Source organism: Burkholderia sp. SR8 (genome assembly GCF_052851275.1).
The window spans coordinates 318,020-336,853 of sequence record NZ_JAULUC010000006.1; the positions used below are offsets into that span (position 1 = coordinate 318,020).

Annotated in this window: 17 protein-coding genes; 10 read left to right on the forward strand and 7 right to left on the reverse strand. The window is 65.6% G+C overall.

Annotation, left to right across the window (positions count from 1 at the left end; translation table 11 throughout):
- Positions 1-14 precede the first annotated feature (14 nt).
- The 9 genes from Q3A80_RS10515 (at position 15) to Q3A80_RS10555 (ending at position 10,369) form a co-directional block, all read left to right on the forward strand.
- On the forward strand, positions 15-908 hold the full coding sequence (locus Q3A80_RS10515; RefSeq protein WP_446328980.1) for an alpha/beta fold hydrolase: 894 nt from the start codon (positions 15-17) through the stop codon (positions 906-908).
- Between the two features lie 288 nt (positions 909-1,196).
- On the forward strand, positions 1,197-2,216 hold the full coding sequence (locus Q3A80_RS10520) for a DNA-binding protein (RefSeq protein WP_446328981.1): 1,020 nt from the start codon (positions 1,197-1,199) through the stop codon (positions 2,214-2,216).
- Between the two features lie 123 nt (positions 2,217-2,339).
- Positions 2,340-2,960, forward strand: a complete 621-nt coding sequence (locus Q3A80_RS10525; protein WP_446328982.1) for a TetR/AcrR family transcriptional regulator — start codon at positions 2,340-2,342, stop codon at positions 2,958-2,960.
- Between the two features lie 202 nt (positions 2,961-3,162).
- On the forward strand, positions 3,163-4,221 hold the full coding sequence (locus Q3A80_RS10530; RefSeq protein WP_446328983.1) for an NADP-dependent oxidoreductase: 1,059 nt from the start codon (positions 3,163-3,165) through the stop codon (positions 4,219-4,221).
- Between the two features lie 92 nt (positions 4,222-4,313).
- Positions 4,314-4,613: a putative quinol monooxygenase gene (locus Q3A80_RS10535; RefSeq protein ID WP_446328984.1), complete on the forward strand. Its 300-nt coding sequence runs from the start codon at positions 4,314-4,316 to the stop codon at positions 4,611-4,613.
- Positions 4,614-4,749: 136 nt separating this feature from the next.
- Complete coding sequence (locus Q3A80_RS10540; protein WP_446328985.1) at positions 4,750-5,205, forward strand: (2Fe-2S)-binding protein; 456 nt, start codon at positions 4,750-4,752, stop codon at positions 5,203-5,205.
- Between the two features lies 1 nt (position 5,206).
- A complete protein-coding gene (locus tag Q3A80_RS10545; protein WP_446328986.1) occupies positions 5,207-7,426 on the forward strand; it encodes a molybdopterin cofactor-binding domain-containing protein in 2,220 nt (739 codons plus the stop codon).
- A gap of 15 nt (positions 7,427-7,441) precedes the next feature.
- The gene (locus tag Q3A80_RS10550; protein WP_446328987.1) at positions 7,442-8,770 is read left to right on the forward strand and encodes a c-type cytochrome; all 1,329 of its coding nucleotides are present in this window, start codon (positions 7,442-7,444) and stop codon (positions 8,768-8,770) included.
- 153 nt (positions 8,771-8,923) lie between these two features.
- Positions 8,924-10,369 carry an NAD-dependent succinate-semialdehyde dehydrogenase gene (locus Q3A80_RS10555; RefSeq protein WP_446328988.1) on the forward strand — a complete coding sequence of 482 codons (1,446 nt, stop codon included), beginning with the start codon at positions 8,924-8,926 and terminating at the stop codon, positions 10,367-10,369.
- Between the two features lie 284 nt (positions 10,370-10,653).
- On the opposite strand, the gene Q3A80_RS10560 is transcribed toward Q3A80_RS10555, so the two are convergent.
- Both Q3A80_RS10560 and Q3A80_RS10565 read right to left on the reverse strand, forming a co-directional pair.
- Complete coding sequence (locus Q3A80_RS10560; RefSeq protein ID WP_446328989.1) at positions 10,654-11,013, reverse strand: avidin/streptavidin family protein; 360 nt, start codon at positions 11,011-11,013, stop codon at positions 10,654-10,656.
- Between the two features lie 256 nt (positions 11,014-11,269).
- Positions 11,270-11,668 carry a RidA family protein gene (locus Q3A80_RS10565; RefSeq protein WP_446328990.1) on the reverse strand — a complete coding sequence of 133 codons (399 nt, stop codon included), beginning with the start codon at positions 11,666-11,668 and terminating at the stop codon, positions 11,270-11,272.
- A gap of 108 nt (positions 11,669-11,776) precedes the next feature.
- On the opposite strand from Q3A80_RS10565, the gene Q3A80_RS10570 reads away from it, so the two are divergent.
- Positions 11,777-12,736, forward strand: a complete 960-nt coding sequence (locus Q3A80_RS10570) for a LysR substrate-binding domain-containing protein (protein ID WP_446328991.1) — start codon at positions 11,777-11,779, stop codon at positions 12,734-12,736.
- Between the two features lie 84 nt (positions 12,737-12,820).
- Here the strand turns inward: Q3A80_RS10570 and Q3A80_RS10575 are convergent, their stop codons facing one another.
- The 5 genes from Q3A80_RS10575 to Q3A80_RS10595 form a co-directional block, all read right to left on the reverse strand.
- On the reverse strand, positions 12,821-14,005 hold the full coding sequence (locus Q3A80_RS10575) for a glycosyl hydrolase family 79 C-terminal domain-containing protein (RefSeq protein ID WP_446328992.1): 1,185 nt from the start codon (positions 14,003-14,005) through the stop codon (positions 12,821-12,823).
- Positions 13,972-14,706: a hypothetical protein gene (locus tag Q3A80_RS10580; protein WP_446328993.1), complete on the reverse strand. Its 735-nt coding sequence runs from the start codon at positions 14,704-14,706 to the stop codon at positions 13,972-13,974. The genes Q3A80_RS10575 and Q3A80_RS10580 overlap by 34 nt, the downstream gene beginning before the upstream one ends.
- A 58-nt stretch (positions 14,707-14,764) precedes the next feature.
- On the reverse strand, positions 14,765-17,188 hold the full coding sequence (locus Q3A80_RS10585; protein ID WP_446328994.1) for a beta-glucosidase: 2,424 nt from the start codon (positions 17,186-17,188) through the stop codon (positions 14,765-14,767).
- A 119-nt stretch (positions 17,189-17,307) separates the two neighbouring features.
- Positions 17,308-17,457, reverse strand: coding sequence for a hypothetical protein (locus Q3A80_RS10590; RefSeq protein WP_446328995.1), 150 nt, complete (start codon positions 17,455-17,457; stop codon positions 17,308-17,310).
- Between the two features lie 231 nt (positions 17,458-17,688).
- Positions 17,689-18,687, reverse strand: a complete 999-nt coding sequence (locus Q3A80_RS10595; protein ID WP_446329006.1) for a LacI family DNA-binding transcriptional regulator — start codon at positions 18,685-18,687, stop codon at positions 17,689-17,691.
- Positions 18,688-18,834: the final 147 nt, after the last annotated feature.

Here is an 18,834-nt window from a genome sequence, read left to right on the forward strand (position 1 = left end):
AACACGCTTCCGGCATGCCGCCGGCCGGCCTGCCGGCCGGTTTCGATCGATGCTTCAGCCGACGCCACGAGTGCGTCGGCGATATCCGGCTCCATTACGTGATCGGTGGACCGGACGATGGCGAGACGGTGGTCCTGCTGCATGGCTGGCCGCAAACCTGGTACACGTGGCGTCACGTGATGCCGCCGCTTGCGGAAGCCGGCTATCGCGTGGTCGCAGTCGAGTACCGTGGCGCGGGGGAATCCGACAAGCCGCTCGGCGGCTACGACAAGGCCGCCATGGCTGCGGACATCCGCGCGCTCGTCCGACGGCTCGGCACGGCGCGCATCAATCTCGTCGGGCGCGACATAGGCGTGATGGTCGCCTACGCGTATGCCGCGCAATGGCCCGCCGACGTGCTGAGGCTCGCCATGCTCGACGTTCCCGTGCCTGGAACGCGCGTGTGGGACGACGCGAAGGCCCGTTCCGATCCGCAAATCTGGCATTTCGGACTGCATCAACAGCGCGACATTGCCGAAATGCTGATTACCGGAAAGGAGCACGCGTACATCCTCGATTTCTACAAGAAGAGAGCCCATGTTCCGGTGTCGGACGACGACATTGCCGTGTACGCGAACGCATACGCGGCGCCGGGTGCGCTCCGTGCGGGCTTCGAACTCTACCGCGCGTTTCCTCAGGACGAGGTGCGGTTCAAGGCGTTCATGAAGCGAAAACTCGATATGCCGGTGCTGGCGCTGGCCGGCGACAGAAGCAACGGGTCGAAGCAGCTCGACATGGCGAGAGAGCTGGCGCTCGACGTGCGCGGCGGCGTGGCGCCCGATACGGGTCATTGGCTGCCGGACGAGAACCCCGCATTCCTGACGGAACAATTGATCGAGTTCTTCAAGGACGCGACACCGCGTCGCTGATACGGGCGCGCCATCGCGTGCTCATGCTTTCCTGGCGGCCGGGCGAAACCTCGCGGAAGGGCGGGTGCGACTGTACTCGCCGCGCGCCCGGCTTTCGTGTCGTCTGCTGCTCGTTTTTCCCCTCCGAAGTACTGCCGCCTGTCCATTTGCAAGGGCAGACGCGGCGCGTGAAGTTCGCCGCCCGGCATTCTCGACATTATAGAAATAATGTCAAATCATCGGCGCCGAATGATTGGATATTCAACGGTTTACGTTATATTATCAACGAAATTCATTCGAAAATCCGCCATGTCCGACCTCGCCGCCGACGAATCCCGCCTGATTGCCGAAATCGACCGCCTGAAAGTCGACTTTCCGAAAACCCGCGAGCTGTACCGCGAGGTTTGCGCGCTGATGTTCTTCCGCTTCGGCATCACACCCACCGCGAACCGCCTCTACCAGCTGGTGCGCAAGGGCAGCATGAGCACGCCGACGGCGGTGCTCGGCGAGTTCTGGGCGGAGCTGCGAGAAAAGAGCCGCGTGCGCATCGAGCATCCGGACTTGCCGGCCGATCTGCAGGCGGCTGCGGGCGAACTGATCGCTGCGTTGTGGAAGCGGTCGAGCACGGAAGCCGCCGCCGCGCTCGACGCGTTGCGCGCCGACGTCGAGGCCGAGCGCGCGGCCGCGAAGGCGGACGTCGCCGCGTTGCAAACCGAGCTGTCCCGCACCGAAACCGCGCTGGAGCAACGCACGGCGGCATTGCTGACTGCGCAGGTGCGCATCCACGAGCTCGAGCAGGCGAGGGCGGCCGACGAAGCCTCGCGCCGCGCACTGCAAGCGGAAGTCGACCGGCTGAAATCCGACAACGCAGACGCCGACCGCGCACTGGCGCAGGCCCGCGCCGATTTCACGTCGCAGCTGGACCGTCTGCGCGACGACGCCAGCCGTGCCGAGGACCGCCTGCGCGCATCGGAGAAACGGGCGCTTCAGGAGATCGATCGCGAACGGCTCGTCGCCGCCCGGCTGCAAAAGGAACTCGACGCGGCGGCAGCGCGCGCCGAACAGCGCGATACACAGCACCGCAAGGATCTCGCGACGCTGCAGGCGCAACTGGCCGACACGCAACATCGCTGCGGGATGCTCGAGGGCCAGCTCGACGGGGTCCGCGCGGCCAACGCAGCGTACGTCGCCGAGCTCGACGCATTGCGTGCCGAACGCGCGGAACGTGCAGCGCGCGCGCCCGCGCGCAGGGCGCCGGGCCGCCCGGCTGGCGGCGTTCTGCGCGCGGCGAAACCGGTCGCCCGGAAACGTGCTCCCAAACCCGCGTGACGCGGGCGCGACGGTACGGTGACACCACGCCCGCGACGCGTCGCGATTCGGGTAAAGTGCCGCTCAATTCGCCGGCTCGACGTTACTAGACGACCGGTCTAATCGTTGCTAAGATACGCCATCATGAATGCATCTTCAGGCGCGGAAGTCCGCCAGCACATCCTGAATATCGCGAAACCGATCATGCTCCACAAGGGGTTTTCGGCGGTCGGTCTGAACGAGATTCTCGCTGCGGCGGGCATCCCGAAGGGCTCGTTCTACCATTACTTCGGCTCGAAGGAGGCGTTCGGCGAGGCGCTGCTCGAATCGTATTTCGAAGGCTATCTCGAGCATCTCGACAACCTGCTCAAGCATCAGGCCGGCACGGGCGCGCAGCGCCTGATGACGTACTGGGGCAACTGGCTGCACACGCAGTGCGCGGACGATCCGGAAGGCAAGTGCCTCGCGGTGAAGCTCGGCGCGGAAGTGTCCGATCTGTCCGAGGCGATGCGCGCGGTCCTGCGGCGCGGCACGGGCCAGATCATCGAGCGGCTCGCGGGCGGCATCGAGGCCGGGCTGGCCGACGGTTCGCTGAGCGGTGTCGACGATCCGGCGTACACGGCCGCGATCCTGTACGAGCTGTGGCTGGGCGCCACGCTGCTGGAGAAGATCCACCGCAACCGCAAACCGCTCGAACGCGCGATGCGCGAAACGCGGCGGATGCTGAACCTGCCGCCCGTCGCGGATGATGGCGGGCAGGTGTAACCGCGGCGCGCTTTGGCGCGCCTTGTTTTTCCGCGCGAGCTAGACGACTGGTCTACTCATGCGAAAACCAGATTGCTTCACCGTATCGCTGCGACGCTGCGCCCCACGTTGGCCCGCACGGCCGCGGCGATACGCATCACGACGGCTCGACGTTGATCCGTTCGTGTCCGTTGCACGTCCATTCCTGTTGACGGAGGTTCCCATGCCGCAAAGCAAGGCAGCAAACCGCAGAATCGTCCTGAATTCGCGCCCGGTCGGCGCACCCACCCCGAACGACTTCCGCACCGAGACCGTCGAAGTACCGGCCCCCGGCGCCGGTCAGGTGCTGCTGCGCACGGTCTGGCTGTCGCTCGATCCGTACATGCGCGGCCGGATGAGCGACGCGCCGTCGTATGCGCCGCCGGTCGAACTCGGCGACGTGATGGTCGGCGGCACGGTCAGCCGCGTCGTCGCATCGAACCTGCCCGCGTACCGCGAAGGCGATCTGGTCGTCGCGGGCGGCGGCTGGCAGGACTATTCGCTGTCCGACGGCAGCGATCTGATTCCGCTCGGTCGCGACTTCGCGCATCCGTCGTATGCGCTCGGCGTGCTCGGCATGCCGGGGTTCACCGCATACACCGGCCTGTTGAAGATCGGCGAGCCGAAGGCCGGCGAAACCGTGGTCGTGGCCGCCGCGAGCGGGGCGGTCGGCACGGTGGTCGGCCAGATCGCGAAGCTGAAGGGCTGCCGCGTGGTCGGCGTCGCGGGCGGCGCCGACAAGGTCGCATACGTGAAGGACACGCTCGGCTTCGACGCGTGCGTCGATCACCGTGACCCGCAGTTCGCGGCCAGGCTGAAGGACGCCTGCCCGAACGGCATCGACGTCTATTTCGAGAACGTCGGCGGCGCCGTGTTCGACGCGGTGTGGCCGCTGCTGAACGACCATGCGCGCGTGCCGGTGTGCGGAATCATCGCGCATTACAACGATGCGGCGTACGACGACACCGCGGTATCGAGCGGCCGCGATCGCGTGCCGGCGCTGATGGGCACGATTCTGCGCAAGCGCATCCGGATGCAGGGTTTCATCATTCTCGATCACTATGCGACGGGCTATGCGGCGTTCCTGAAGGAGATGAGCGAGTGGGTCGCGCAAGGCAAGGTCAAGACGCGCGAGGATGTGGTCGCCGATCTCGCCGATGCGCCGCATGCATTGATCGGCTTGCTCGCCGGCAAGAATTTCGGCAAGGTCGTCGTGCGCGTAGGGCCGGACGAACTGGCCTGACGCGAGCGTTCATTGTCCGTTCATTTGTACGCTGGCGTCCTGCGGCGCCGGCTTGTGACATCCTCGATTGCGTTTCCCAAGGAGTGAAAAACATGGCGCTTTACGTTATGGCCTCGGTGTTTCCGAAACCCGAACACGCACAGGCCGTCGAGGCCGAATTGCGCAGCATGGTCGCGGCGACGCGCGTCGAACCCGGCAACCGCCGCTACGACCTGTTCCGCGAACAGGACGGTTCTCCGGCGCTGCACCTGTTCGAGATCTACGACGACCAGGCCGCATTCGACGCCCACCTCGCGAGCCCGCACTTCACCGCGTTTCGCAGCAAGTCGGCCGACTGGTTCTCGGCGCCGCCCGTCATCAAGGTGCTGTCGGGCATCGACGCGGCCGAATAAGCGGCAGTCAAGCATTCCCGCCGCGGCTCGTTCCCACCCGGGCCGCGCGGCAGCCGCTGCGTTGCGCAACGGCGATGAACGATCCGGCGCGCCGGTCGCGCCGCCTCCCCCAAATACACCGGCCCCCGGAGGCTGAATGGTCACCCTCAATATCAACGGCGAGAACCGCACGGTCGACGCCCCCGACGACATGCCCCTGCTGTGGGTGCTGCGCGACGTCGTCGGCCTGACCGGCACGAAATTCGGCTGCGGCATCGCGCAATGCGGCGCGTGCACCGTGCATCTCGACGGCGTCGCCGCGCGCTCGTGCGTGCTGCCGGTCGCGGCTGTCGCAGGCCGCAAGATCACGACGATCGAAGCCGTCGGCACGACGCCGGCCGGGCAGAAAGTCCAGGAAGCGTGGCGCGAGCTCGACGTCGTCCAGTGCGGCTACTGCCAGTCCGGGCAAGTGATGGCGGCCACCGCACTGATCGCATCGAACCCGAACCCGAGCGATGCCGACATCGACGCGGCAATGGCCGGCAACATCTGCCGCTGCGGCACGTACAACCGGATTCGCGCGGCCGTGAAGCACGCCGCGAAGGGGAGCTGACATGTCGCGAGGACTGATCGAAGCCGGTCGGGCCGGCACGGGCGTGTCGCGCCGTTCGTTTCTCAAGCTGGGCATGTCGCTCGGCGCGGCCGCAGGCGGCGGGTTGCTGCTCGGCTTCAGCATGCCGGCCGCCGGCGACGATGCGCGGCGCTCGGTGATCGGCGGCGATGCCGACGAAAGCGCGCGCGCCGGCGTGTTCGCGCCGAATGCGTTCGTGCAGATCGACCGCAGCGGCAAGGTCACGCTGGTGATGCCGAAGGTCGAGATGGGGCAGGGCGTCTACACGGCGCTGCCAATGCTGATCGCCGAGGAACTCGAGGTGCCGCTGTCGAACGTGACGCTCGACCATGCGCCGCCGAACGAGAAGCTGTTCCTCGATCCGCTGCTCGGCGGGCAACTGACCGGCGGCTCGACGTCGGTGCGCTACGCGTGGGAACCGCTGCGCCGTGCGGGCGCCACCGCGCGTACGCTGCTCGTGTCGGCGGCCGCGAAGCAATGGAACGTCGATCCGGCCACGTGCCGCGCCGAAAACGGCGAAGTGCAGCACCCGTCGAGCGGCCGGCGCGCAGCGTACGGCCAACTCGCGGATGCCGCGGCAAAGCTGCCGGTGCCGAAGGACGTCGCGCTGAAGCAGCCGGCCGATTTCAAGCTGATCGGCAAGCCGGTGAAGCGGCTCGATTCGCCGGAGAAGGTCGACGGCACCGCGCAGTTCGGTCTCGACGTGCGCTTGCCCGGCATGCTGTACGCGGTGATCGTGAACAGCCCGGTGTTCGGCGGCACGGTCGCGAGCGTCGACGACACGGCCACGAAGAAGATCGCGGGCGTGCGCCAGGTCGTGCGCGTCGACAATGCGGTCGCGGTGGTCGGCGACCACACGTGGGCCGCGAAGCGCGGTGCAGCGGCGCTCGTCGTCAAGTGGAACGAAGGCGCGGACGCGAAGGTGTCGATGAAGGACATCGTCGCCGATCTCGCGCAGGCGGCCGCGAACGGCAAGGGCGCGGTCGCGCGCAAGAACGGCGACGTCGCGAGCGCGTTCAAGAACGCGAAGACGCGCATCGACGCCGTCTACGAACAGCCGTTCCTGGCGCACGCAACGATGGAGCCTGTGAACTGCACGGTGCACGTTCGCGCGGATGGCTGCGAAATCTGGCTCGGCACGCAGGTGCCGACGCGCGCCCGCGACACGGTGCAGCGGATCACGGCGTTCCCGCCCGAGAAGATCGTCGTGCACAACCACCTGCTCGGCGGCGGCTTCGGCCGGCGGCTCGAGACGGACATGGTCGCGCAGGCCGTGAAGGTCGCGAGGCAGGTGAGTGCGCCGGTGAAGGTCGTATGGACGCGCGAGGAAGACATCCAGCACGACATGTATCGCCCGTACTACTACGACAGGATCTCGGCCGGGCTCGACGCGAACGGCAAGCCGGTCGCATGGCAGCACCGGATCGTCGGCTCGTCGATCCTCGCGCGCTTTGCGCCGCCCGCGTTCAAGGACGGCGTCGATCCGGACGCGGTCGAGGTGGCGAACGACCTTCCGTACGACCTGCCGAACCAGCTCGTCGACTACGTACGCCAGGAGCCGCGCCACGTGCCGACCGCGTTCTGGCGCGGTGTCGGCCCGACGCGCAGCACGTTCGTCGTCGAGAGCTTCATCGACGAGCTCGCCGCCCAGGCGAAGGCCGATCCCGCGCAGTATCGCCGTGCGCTGCTCGACAAGACGCCGCGTGCGCGCAACGTGCTCGACGTCGCGACGAAGGCGGCCGGCTGGGGCACGCCGCTGCCGAAGGGGCAAGGGCGCGGCGTCTCGGTGATGCATGCGTTCGGCAGCTTCTTCTCGATCGTGATCGACGTCGCGGTGGACGACGGCGAAGTGCAGGTCAAGCGCGCCGTGTGTGCGGTCGATTGCGGGATGGCGGTGAACCCGAGCACGATCGAGGCGCAGGTGCAGGGCGGCATCATCTTCGGGATCACGGGCGCGCTGTACGGCGAGATCACGATCGAGGACGGCCGCGTCGTGCAGAGCAACTTCACCGACTACCGGATGATGCGCATCAACGAGACGCCGCCGATCGAGGTTCATCTCGTCAAAAGCGCCGAAGCGCCGGGCGGAATCGGCGAACCGGGCACCGCCGCGACGGCCGCGGCGCTGTCGAACGCGATTTTCGCGGCAACCGGCAAGCGGCTGCGCAAGCTGCCGGTCGGCAGCCAGCTGAAGACGGCTTGAGGGGAGGGACGAACGATGCGAAACCTCACCCTGAATCGTCGGCACCGCCTGAACCGCGCGGCCCGCACGCTCGGCGGATCGCTGCTCGCGCTGTCCGCGCTGATGGCCGGTACCGGGAGCCAGGCCGCGCAAACGGCGCCGGCCGACAGCGCGCTGGTCGCACGCGGTGCGTATCTCGCGAAGGCCGGCGACTGCGTGGCGTGCCACACCGCGCCGCGCGGCGCGCCGTTTGCCGGCGGCCTGAAGATGGTCACGCCGATGGGCGCGATCTACACGACCAACATCACGCCCGATCGGGACACGGGTATCGGCGGCTATACGGAAGCGGAGTTCGCGAACGCGCTGCGCTCGGGCGTCGCGAAGGACGGCCATCGCCTGTATCCGGCGATGCCGTATCCGTCGTATGCGAAGCTGCGCGACGACGACGTGAAGGCGCTGTACGCGTATTTCATGAACGGCGTCGAGCCGGTGAAGCAGGCGAACCGTGCGTCCGACATTCCGTGGCCGCTCAACATGCGCTGGCCGCTCGCGCTGTGGAACGCGGTGTTCCTCGACACGACGCCGTATACCGACAAGCCGGCGAAGGACGCGATGTGGAACCGCGGCGCGTACCTCGTGCAGGGGCTCGGGCATTGCGGGTCGTGCCATACGCCGCGCGGCGCGGGCTTCCAGGAAAAGGCGCTGGACGAAAGCGGGGCCGCGTTCCTGTCGGGCGCGCCGATCGACAACTGGTTCGCGTCGAACCTGACCGGCGAGCACAATACGGGGCTCGGCCGCTGGAACGAGGCCGACGTCGCGCAGTTCCTGAAGACCGGTGCGAACCGGCATGCGACCGCGTTCGGCTCGATGGTCAGCGTGATCAACCACAGCACGCAGGCGTTGACCGACGACGATCTGGCGGCGATGTCGCGCTATCTGAAATCGTTGCCGGCGGCGGGCGGCAACGGCGCGCCGCCTTATCGTTACGATCCGAAGGCGACGCAGGTCGCGTTGGGCCGGCCGGCGAACGATCCGGGCGCAAAGGTGTATAACGCTTACTGCCTGCATTGCCATGGCGCGGACGGCCGCGGCTACGCGTCGCTGCTCGCGCCGCTCGCCGGCAATCCGAACGTGCTCGAGGCCGATGCATCGTCGCTGATCAACGTGACGCTGAACGGCAGCGACACGCTCGTGATCGGCGGCGTGCCGTCCGCGTATCCGATGCCGGCGTTCGCGAACGAGCTGAACGACCGGCAGATCGCCGACGTGCTGACGTTCATGCGCGCCGGCTGGAACAACGGCGCGCCGGCCGTGCAGGCGGCGGACGTCGCGAAACTCCGCAACGCGACGGCAGCCGCGCGCTGAGCACGGCCCGCCGCGGCGGTCAATGGCGGGCACGCGTGCCTGTCTTCGCACGTTGCCGGGTGCAGGGCGCCCGGCAACGCAGCGTTTTCTGTCAACCTGCGCGCGGCCGTTCGCGGCAGCGCGCGTTTTATCGACGCAAGTAGGGGTGTCTGGATGGCTAACGTGACTTATACGGATACGCAATTGCTGATCGACGGCGAGTGGGTCGACGCCGCGAGCGGCAAGACGATCGACGTCGTGAACCCGGCGACGGGCAAGGCGATCGGCAAGGTGGCCCACGCGGGCATCGCCGATCTCGACCGCGCGCTGGCCGCGGCGCAGCGCGGTTTCGAAGCATGGCGCAAGGTGCCCGCGCACGAGCGCGCGGCGACGATGCGCAAGGCCGCCGCGCTGGTGCGCGAACGTGCCGACAGCATCGCGCAGCTGATGACGCAGGAGCAGGGCAAGCCGCTGACGGAAGCGCGCGTCGAAGTGCTGTCGGCCGCCGACATCATCGAATGGTTCGCCGACGAAGGCCGCCGCGTGTACGGCCGGATCGTGCCGCCGCGCAACCTCGGCGCGCAGCAAACGGTCGTGAAGGAGCCGGTCGGTCCGGTCGCGGCATTCACGCCGTGGAATTTCCCGGTCAACCAGGTCGTGCGCAAGCTGAGCGCCGCGCTCGCGACCGGCTGCTCGTTCCTCGTGAAGGCGCCGGAAGAAACCCCGGCGTCGCCGGCCGCGCTGCTGCGCGCATTCGTCGATGCCGGCGTGCCGGCCGGCGTGATCGGCCTCGTGTACGGCGATCCGGCGGAAATCTCGTCGTACCTGATTCCGCATCCGGTAATCCGCAAGGTGACGTTCACGGGCTCGACGCCGGTCGGCAAGCAGCTCGCCGCGCTCGCGGGCCAGCACATGAAGCGCGCGACGATGGAGCTGGGCGGCCACGCGCCGGTGATCGTCGCCGAGGATGCGGACGTCGCGCTGGCGGTGAAGGCCGCCGGTGGCGCGAAGTTCCGCAACGCGGGCCAGGTGTGCATTTCGCCGACGCGTTTCCTCGTGCACAACAGCATCCGCGACGAGTTCACGCGCGCGCTGGTTCAGCATGCGCAGGGACTGAAGGTCGGCAACGGGCTCGAGGAAGGCACGACGCTCGGCGCGCTGGCGAATCCGCGCCGGCTGACCGCGATGGCGTCGGTCGTCGACAACGCGCGCAAGGTCGGCGCGAGCATCGAGACCGGTGGCGAGCGGATCGGCTCGGAAGGCAACTTCTTCGCGCCGACCGTGATCGCGAACGTGCCGCTGGAAGCCGACGTGTTCAACAACGAGCCGTTCGGCCCGGTGGCGGCGATCCGCGGCTTCGACAGGCTCGAGGATGCGATCGCGGAAGCGAACCGGCTGCCGTTCGGGCTGGCCGGCTACGCGTTCACGCGTTCGTTCGCGAACGTGCATCTGCTGACGCAGCGACTCGAAGTCGGGATGCTGTGGATCAACCAGCCGGCGACGCCGTGGCCGGAAATGCCGTTCGGCGGCGTCAAGGATTCGGGCTATGGATCGGAAGGCGGCCCGGAAGCGCTGGAGCCGTATCTCGTCACGAAGTCGGTGACGGTGATGGCGGTTTGATGGGCGTAGATTGAGCGGGGGCGCGTTGCGGGGTACGCGGCGCGCCTTTTTCGTCGGTGGCGGGATGATGGAATGGAAGAAGCTGGAGGCAGGTCGGATTTCCGTGGTGCTTTTGATTTTACATAACGTGAATTATCAACCGGATCGATGTAGGAGCAAACTTGTAATGTCGTAGCTGGGCAAAGTTGAAATGTCCGCTTTCGGGCCGCGTAAGCTGTCCGGCTGCCGGTTTCCCGGCGCCGGAGGCTGCGATGGCTGCAACGGAACGGATCACGATGGCTGGCTCAATCCGCGACTTTCTCGAACGTATCGCCGTTAGTTTGAACAGCATGTGCCCATCCAAGCCCCGATGGCTGAGAACCATGTCGAGGCGCCTTGCTGGTCACGACATGCCATAAGGTTTGCAGCTTGCCATCACGGAGCATGCCCGTGAAAGAACAGATCGCCGTAGCACGGTCGTTCGATATACCGAAGGCGAAGTTGATGCAATCGCCAAACCAGACGCCGGAGACAGGCAGATCCTCACCAAAAAAGGCACTGTCCTGCAACGCCGTACTGAATTCACCGCGTATGACGCCCTGCTTGTCGTCTGTAATGTTGAGTGTGGAACCATATTGATTACGCCACGTACCGATCCAGTTCATGAGATACCTCGGCTCGATGTTCGATCGCTTGCGAAAAGGCCGAGCATTCCTGGCCATTTCTTTCGACACCTGGACGCCGGAGCCAATGCTGTGCCTGTGCAGCGGCGGGCGCCAAAGCGATAGCGAATACCGCGTGCGAATACATCGAGGCGACTCGACGCGCACACTCGAAACGCGGCCGAGCCGGAAGAAGCAATTTGACGAGATATCGGAGCTGGACCAGCTGAACTTAATTCAACCACCCGGGCCAACGGTTCTACGACGCGGCATCCGACACGGCGGCAATGGCCTCGACCTCGATCATCGCGTCCGGTGAATACAGGGCCGAGACTTCGACAAGACTTTCGGCCGGATACGGCGCGGAAAACCATTCGCGACGCACATCGACCATTCTGTCGAGATACGACATCGACGTCAGGTAAATCGTCGTCTTGATGACCTGATTCATTCCCGAGCCGGCCGCCTTCAACACGCGCTCCAGATTGCTGAAGGCGCGCCTGGCCTGGCGATCGAAATCTCCCGGACCGTCAATTTCACCGTCGTCGCCAATGGCAGGCTGCCCCGAAACGAAGACGAAACCGCCGGCCCGAATTGCCTGTGATAATAGAAACGGCGCATAGGGATCGGGATTCGTGTGCACTTGTTCGATTTTCATGAAAGGCCCTCTATCGAGTTTTGGCTGATCGTCAGAACGCAGTATCGACGGAGCTTTCCGGCGCAACAAATGGTCAATTCTCACCTTACAGATGAGCTCAGCTAATCCATGCGCAAACTACCTCCGTTGAGCGCGCTACGCGCATTCGAGGCTGCGGCGCGCCGCACCGGCTTCAAGGCGGCCGCAGAGGAGCTCAACGTCACGCCTACGGCTGTGAGCCATCAGATCCGTCAGCTGGAAGACTGGCTGGGCGTCAAACTGTTCGAGCGCCAGACGCGCGGAGTGCGGCTCACTGCGAACGGCAAGGCGCTGTTCCCGGCGCTTCGCGACGGCTTCGACAGCTTCGAGCGTGCGATCGAGATGGCTCGCAACATCGACGAGACCCGGGTCGCCACGCTGACGTCCACCGTCGCATTCACCGCGAAATGCCTCGCCGCCCGCGCCGGTGGATTTCGTGCCGCGTATCCCGACTGGACCCTCCGGCTCGATGCGACCAATGCGATCGTGGACCTTGATCAGTCCGCACATGCATCGATCCGTTACGGCGCCGGCTATTATCCCGGCCTCGTTTCGGAACCGCTTTTCAGCGATCGCTTTACGCCGGTGTGCCGTCCGCATTTGTCCATCGCGAACGAGAAGGATCTGCAGCATGCGACGTTGATTCATTTCGATTGGGGCCCGCCCGTTCGCGACGATTCGCGGGCAATTACCTGGGCTCGCTGGCTCGACGCTGCAAAAATACGAGGCACCGATCCGAACGGCGGCCTGCGGTTCAACGATGAGGTCCACGCGATGCAGGCCACCCTTGCCGGACAGGGAATCGGCTTGATAAGCCGCACGCTGGTTGCCAACGAACTCGCCAACGGCACGCTGGTACAGCCGTTCGATCTGATGTTGGAGAGCTTCCAGTACGACCTCGTCTATAGCCCGCGCTCCGCTACCCGGGAGGCAACGGCAATATTGAGAAGCTGGGTGCTTCGGGAATTTGCCGGCGATCGGCCCGCGACGACGGTCGAAACAAATGCCGCCGCCCTTCCCCGTCAGACGCCGGCCTTCGACACTGCGTAACGGCCGAAGCAAGGCAACGAACGGAGCAAAACCAACGTTGAGCGCGTGTCGGGGCCGCCCCGGTACCCCGACACACATCCCGCACTACTGCGACAGCGTCAGCAGAAACGCACTCGCCGCGCCGCTGGTCACCGTGAACGTACCGTCCGCGGCGCTCACCGTCTCGCCATATCCAATCCCCACGGGCTTGCCATCCTGGCTACCGTCGAACGTCTGGCCACCGAGCGTGATGCCGATCTTGGAACTGAACGATGGTGCCATCATCCGCGTAACGACTCCCGAGCGGTAACCGGGAATCGCCAGCTTCACGATGCCGGATGCCGATTGATCGTTGTTCAGCACGAGCACATTGACCGTGTTCGTCGTCGGATCGAGCGTCGCCCACGCCTTCACGTTGGCACTGGTCTGCAGCGTGACCGGCAACAGTCGGGCCTGGTGCGCGGTCGCCTGCGCGAACAGCAGCATCCCGTAGTACAACGACTGCACTTCGCGAAGCGAATATTGCGGCGAGAACTGCGTGCCGGCCGGCGGCGCAATCGCCTTCGACGCCACATACTGCGACTGCGGAACATTGAAATGGAACGCACCATACGCGTCCCACTGATTGAAGCTGTTCCAGTTGTTGCTATGGAAGTTGACGCCCGAGATGCCGACGTTCGCGAACTCGAACATCGCATCGGTCGCCCAAAGCGCGGCTTCGAACGCATTGCTCACGCCATCCTGGCCCGACGACGACAGCGAATTCATCTCCGCCATTTGAAACGGTTTGCCCGCGGCAGTGGCCGGCGGCACGTACGGCGCGGCGAGCGACGGCTTGAGCGTCGAAGACGTCGGCTGAAGCAGGAAACCCGACGGAACGGTGTTGCCCGCGTTCGCGCCGGCCGTCACGTACGCATGCCAGCTGACCAGCGCGAGCGACGGCGCCTCCTGCTGGATGAACGTGTTCAGCTGATCCGTCGTCGCGAAGTCCGTTCTCGGCGGCAGACGCTTGGACAATTGCGTATTCGGAAAACGCGCGATCGACGGTCCGACGAGCAGCGTTCCCGGTTTCGCGGCGCGGATGCTCCGACGGAAGGCCTGGAAGTCCGTCAGAAACGTCGAGAACGGATAGGTCGTGTTCTGGTAAAGATCCGGCTCGTTGCCGATTTCGATCGCCTGCACCGAACCGTCAGACATCCCGTCGAGGTACGACGTCGCCTGGTTCGTCGCGAGCGCCACGTCGCCGGCCTTGAAGTTCACGCCGAGAATGAACGAAACACCGGACGGCATGCTCTTGCTGTCCGCAACCATCTGTGCGAACGGGCGACCGTCGTGGCGTCGGGCTGCCCGGTGCTGTCGGTCGAACTGCCGCCGATGCGCAGCGACACCGGGCCGCCGCCATAGGCCTCGAGATTCGCAATCAGCTGTCGATAGATGGGGTTGGGATTCGACGGTTCTCCCATCAACAACTGCCCCTGGCCCCACTCATGCGAAAAACCGAGAAACCCTGCCGGAATCACCCTGCCCCGCTGTGCCGGATTCACCGCGACGCTGCCGATCGTCGCGGACGGCACAACGGTAACGGTGACATCCCGCGTAGCCGATGCGTCGGGGCCATTGGTTGCGGTGAGACGGTAGGTCGTCGTCTCCGCGGGCGCGACCACGGCCGAAGCAGCCGGTGTGGCGCTCACGCCGCTCAGCGAAACCGATTTCGCGCCGTCGGCTTCCCACGACAGCGTCGTGGTCTGGCCGGCAGCGATCGTCGGCGCACTCGCGGCAAAGCGCTGAATGACCGGTGCGGTATTGCCTGCATCAACGCCGCCGCAGCCCGCGATCGACAGCGTGCCGAGAAGCGGCACCAGCAACGACATACTTGCCCGGGTCCGGCGGGCGGCCGAAACGGAGCCCGACGGACCCCGATCCATGTTGCTTTTTCTCATGTCGTTCGTCCGGAAGCAGTGGAATTTCGATGGCGGCTGGAGAGCGGCCATCGCCGTTCACCGTGCTCCGTGAATCGGCCGGACCGCCCAACCGGGATTCGGATCGGCGTTACTGCGTGATGGTCCCTGCCGGGCCGAGGCTTCTGGACGAATTGCCGATATACACCGTCGTCGCACCGCTCGCAGGCGACCATTGTTGAGCATCCTTGTCCCAGATGCTCAACGGATGGTTGTTCGCCTTCGGATCGATGTTGATCGTGACCGTCTGCGATGCACCGGGATTCAGGAGAACCTTGCGGAACCCGACCAGGCGCTTCGGCGGCTCGCCGGACGACGACGGCAAGCCGACGTAGACCTGCACGACTTCCGCTCCTGCAACCTTCCCTGTATTCGTGACCGACGCAGTGACGTTGTACGTGCCGTTGCCGCCCGGCGAAACGGCTGCGTTCTGGATCGTGAACGTCGTGTACGACAGCCCGAACCCGAATTCGAACGCCGGGCGCGTGCTCATCGCGTCGTACCAGCGATAACCCATGTTGAGCCCTTCGGTGTAGGTCACCGTCGGCACGCCGTTGACCGCGATGCCCGGATACTGCGCGGCACTGATCGAATCCATGAACCCCTGGCCGACCTGCGGGAACGTCACGGGCAATTTGCCCGACGGATTCGCCACGCCGAACAGCAGATCAGCGACGATGTGCCCGTCCTCCTGCCCCGGGAACCATGCCTCGAGTATCGCGGCCGGCGCGGACGCGCCGCCTTTGAGCAGCGTCGGGTCGAGCGCCTCGACCGCGTTGTCCTTGAGCACGAGCACGGTCTTCGGATTCGCGGCCACCACGCTCTGGACCATCGCGAGCGTATTGCTGCTCCTGACGGTACCGGTCGTCGTCAGCGCGCTGGCCTTCGGCCCGTACCAGTCGAGCGTGTTGAGGTACTTGCCGGCGTCGAGACTCAAGCCGGTCGCATCGACGAACGTCGTCTGGTCCGCGCCCTCTTCCGAAATCGATCCTGCCATCACGACCACGGCGTCGGCGCTGCCGATCAACGACCGGGCCGCCGCGAACGTCGACGCGCTACCGTCGATGGTGGCGTTCGCGTTGGCATCGTCGACGAGGACGAGGTGAACCTTCGCCGTCGAATTGCCGAGGTTGGCGAGCACGTCGCGCATCCCCTGCAGCGGCGAAACGGTATAGAGCGCGACCACGTCCGAACTGCCGCCGCCCGACCCCATCGGGTTGCCGACGCTGCTGCCGCCCGCTACCGCTTGCTGCGCGAACACCTGCGAAGCCTTGCCGACGATCACGACGTTCTGCACCGCCTTGCTCAAAGGCAGCGTGCCGTCATTCTGCAGCAGCACCGCGGATTGCTCGCCGATCGCTTTGGCAACGGCGCCGTCCGCGGCTGCATCGATCGGCGTTTGAACCAGCGCACGGTCGAAGATGCCCGCCTTGAACATCTGCGTATATCGGCGCGCCAGCGCCGTATCGATATCCGACGTCTTGATCGCGCCGGATGCGAGCGCGGCGTTCAGCTTGTCCGGCGTCCACCAGGTCGCCACGCCCGGGAGGATCACGCCCGGCATTTCGTTGTCGAGCCCGGCCAGCATCGTTCCCGCGGTGCTGTGCGCGGCGAAGAAGTCGGACTGCACGTAACCGCCGAAACCCCATTGCCCGCGCAGCACGTCGGTCAGGATGTGCTTGTTCTCGCACATCGAGAAGCCGTTGACGGCGTTGTACGAGCACATGACCGCACCCACCTGCCCGTCCTTCACCGCCATTTCGAACGGCAGCATGTACAGCTCATGCAGCGTCCGGTCGTCGACCATTTCCGAGATGGTCATCCGGTTCGTTTCCTGCTCGTTCGCGACGAGATGCTTCGCCATCGCGATCATGCCGTGCGACTGGACCGCCTGGATCTCCGCGACGCCCATCGTGCCGGTGAGATACGGATCCTCGCCCATGTACTCGAAGTTCCGGCCGCCGACAGGCAGCCGGGCCAGGTTCAGCCCTGGTGCCTCGAACACGTGAAGCGCGAGGTTTGCGCCTTCCTTGCCGATCACGTCGCCGAATTGCGTCGCCACCGTGTGATCGAACGACGCGGCCACCGCGATGGCGGACGGCAATGCGGTGGCCTTGGCCGACGCCGCACTCGTCAGCGCCGCGGCACCGCTCGACGCCGAACCGGCGGGAACGCAATCGTTCTGGCCGATGCCGACCGGCCCATTGGTGATGCGAAGCGTCGGAATGTGGTATTTCGGGAGGCCGGGAATATGGCGCGCGCCGAAACATTGCGGAAGCTCGGCAATCACGCCGGGGCCGCCGACCAGTTGCTCTTCCTTGTCGGGCAGCGCCATGGCCGCCACCAGCAAGGCCGCGCGCTGCTCGGGCTTCAACGACGTGTCCATCCACGGCGATGCATTGCCGGCTGGCGACGATGCAGTCGGACTGCTGTCGCTGCTGCCGCCGCACCCGCCGAACAGCACCGTCAACCCCGCTGCCAGACAGACCCCCGATTTCCTGATCGAAATTCCCATGTCTCGCTCCTGTTGTCTCCAGACGATCTTTCGATATGTTTTGCACTACTTATTCATGTCGTCGCTTCAACGCTGTGCAGCTGCTCCCAACGCGTCGCCGCGCGCTGGCTGCGTTCCGTTCAATCGATCGCGTCATGTGCCGGCGGGCGGCGCTCGCCGATGTGCCGGTCGGGCGACGTCGAGACATCGCGCCGCGTGCCCCGCTCGCCAAACGTGCCAGGCTCAAGTGCGACGGGAAAACGTTTATCCAAGAATAGTGCGGTGGACATGGTTTTCCTAGTCGGTATAAACGCGTATCGAAGCGTCGCCCGCCGGGAAACGAAACCGAGGCGAACCCTGGAATGGGTAATCGTTTATCCTGCAGGACGCGCGAACACGGCGCGCAGTATCGCCACGGGCGTGACGAAAGAGAAGGAAGGCAGTCCGGCCCCGAGCCGGTCGGCTTCGCGGTGCGGCCGCGCCGCCGGCCCGCGTCCCAACGGCAATGACCCCGCGGTCGGTCAGGACCGCGCGCGAATCGAAGTGGAGTCTCGTACGACGAGACGGGGTTCGAGCAGAAGACGCGCGGCATCGTTCTGGCCGGCGAGCGCGTCGATCACCTTGCGCGTTGCCAGCTCGCCCATCTTCTCGCTTTGGGTATCGACCGTCGTCAGCGCGGGTTCCGAATATTCGCCGTACGGCGCATTGTCGATGCCGGTGACCGCGAGGTCGCGCGGCAGATGAAATCCGAGCGCCTTCGCGCCTTTCATGAATCCGAGCGCGATCAGGTCGTTGTAGCAGATCACCGCGTGCGGCCGGCGCGGGCCCAGCAGGATTCTCGAGCAAGCCTGTTCGCCGGCAACGGACGTCGGTGCATGCGCATCGTACACATCGAGCGACAGCCCCTCCTCCGCCAGGCATTCGCTTGCGCCGCGAATCCGCTCCGGGTCGATCGACGCCTGGCCAAACCCCAGATAGGCGATCTTCCGGTGTCCGAGATCGAGCAGATGCCGGGCCAGCATATAAGTGGCAAGACGATTGTCGATGCCGACCGTCGGGAGGGCGAGTTCGTCGAGATGTCGCAGCATCACGACCGGCTTCTTCAGGCCCAGCATCCAGTCGGCTTCACGCTCCGACAGCCGCGAGCTCACGATCAATCCATCCACGCGTTGCGCGAGGGCCTCGATCAGCGAACGCTCGCGCGTCGGGTCTTCTTCCGTATCGACCAGCAGCAGCGTGTAGTCGTGCGCGAGCGCCACCCGATTGGCCCCTTTCACGACACTGGCGAAGTGCGGGTTGCTGATGTCCAGGATCGCGAGGCCGATGGTACGCGTGCGTCCCGTAATCATCGACCGTGCCAGCGGGCTCGTCTGGTATCCGAGCTTTTCGATCGTCGCTTTCAGGCGCGACTCCACTTCCGGCGAGAAGCGCTTGGTTCCGTTGACGTACTTCGATACCGTCGCGACCGATACCTCTGCTGCCATTGCCACATCGCGGATCGTCGGAGTCGCGTTCTTCATAACAGGGGGAGCGGGTTCGAAAATCCGGCAATTGTCGCAGAAAGAATTCCGCCCGGCGAAAGGGCGTCGCCGATCGGGTGGCGGCCCGCGTCGACGATACGCGCAGCGAACGCAGCCACGGGACGTCGATCCAGGCCCGCGTTCGCT

Excerpts from the sequence above, each read along its gene's own strand:
- Q3A80_RS10585 (WP_446328994.1), bottom strand. The coding sequence starts at position 17,188 with ATGGGAATTTCGATCAGGAAATCGGGGGTCTGTCTGGCAGCGGGGTTG.
- Q3A80_RS10530 (WP_446328983.1), top strand. The coding sequence starts at position 3,163 with ATGCCGCAAAGCAAGGCAGCAAACCGCAGAATCGTCCTGAATTCGCGC.
- Q3A80_RS10565 (WP_446328990.1), bottom strand. The coding sequence starts at position 11,668 with ATGAAAATCGAACAAGTGCACACGAATCCCGATCCCTATGCGCCGTTT.
- Q3A80_RS10520 (WP_446328981.1), top strand. The coding sequence starts at position 1,197 with ATGTCCGACCTCGCCGCCGACGAATCCCGCCTGATTGCCGAAATCGAC.
- Q3A80_RS10540 (WP_446328985.1), top strand. The coding sequence starts at position 4,750 with ATGGTCACCCTCAATATCAACGGCGAGAACCGCACGGTCGACGCCCCC.
- Q3A80_RS10580 (WP_446328993.1), bottom strand. The coding sequence starts at position 14,706 with ATGGCCGCTCTCCAGCCGCCATCGAAATTCCACTGCTTCCGGACGAAC.
- Q3A80_RS10570 (WP_446328991.1), top strand. The coding sequence starts at position 11,777 with ATGCGCAAACTACCTCCGTTGAGCGCGCTACGCGCATTCGAGGCTGCG.
- Q3A80_RS10575 (WP_446328992.1), bottom strand. The coding sequence starts at position 14,005 with ATGCCGTCCGGTGTTTCGTTCATTCTCGGCGTGAACTTCAAGGCCGGC.
- Q3A80_RS10560 (WP_446328989.1), bottom strand. The coding sequence starts at position 11,013 with ATGAACTGGATCGGTACGTGGCGTAATCAATATGGTTCCACACTCAAC.
- Q3A80_RS10555 (WP_446328988.1), top strand. The coding sequence starts at position 8,924 with ATGGCTAACGTGACTTATACGGATACGCAATTGCTGATCGACGGCGAG.
- Q3A80_RS10550 (WP_446328987.1), top strand. The coding sequence starts at position 7,442 with ATGCGAAACCTCACCCTGAATCGTCGGCACCGCCTGAACCGCGCGGCC.
- Q3A80_RS10535 (WP_446328984.1), top strand. The coding sequence starts at position 4,314 with ATGGCGCTTTACGTTATGGCCTCGGTGTTTCCGAAACCCGAACACGCA.
- Q3A80_RS10515 (WP_446328980.1), top strand. The coding sequence starts at position 15 with ATGCCGCCGGCCGGCCTGCCGGCCGGTTTCGATCGATGCTTCAGCCGA.
- Q3A80_RS10595 (WP_446329006.1), bottom strand. The coding sequence starts at position 18,687 with ATGAAGAACGCGACTCCGACGATCCGCGATGTGGCAATGGCAGCAGAG.
- Q3A80_RS10545 (WP_446328986.1), top strand. The coding sequence starts at position 5,207 with ATGTCGCGAGGACTGATCGAAGCCGGTCGGGCCGGCACGGGCGTGTCG.
- Q3A80_RS10590 (WP_446328995.1), bottom strand. The coding sequence starts at position 17,457 with ATGTCCACCGCACTATTCTTGGATAAACGTTTTCCCGTCGCACTTGAG.
- Q3A80_RS10525 (WP_446328982.1), top strand. The coding sequence starts at position 2,340 with ATGAATGCATCTTCAGGCGCGGAAGTCCGCCAGCACATCCTGAATATC.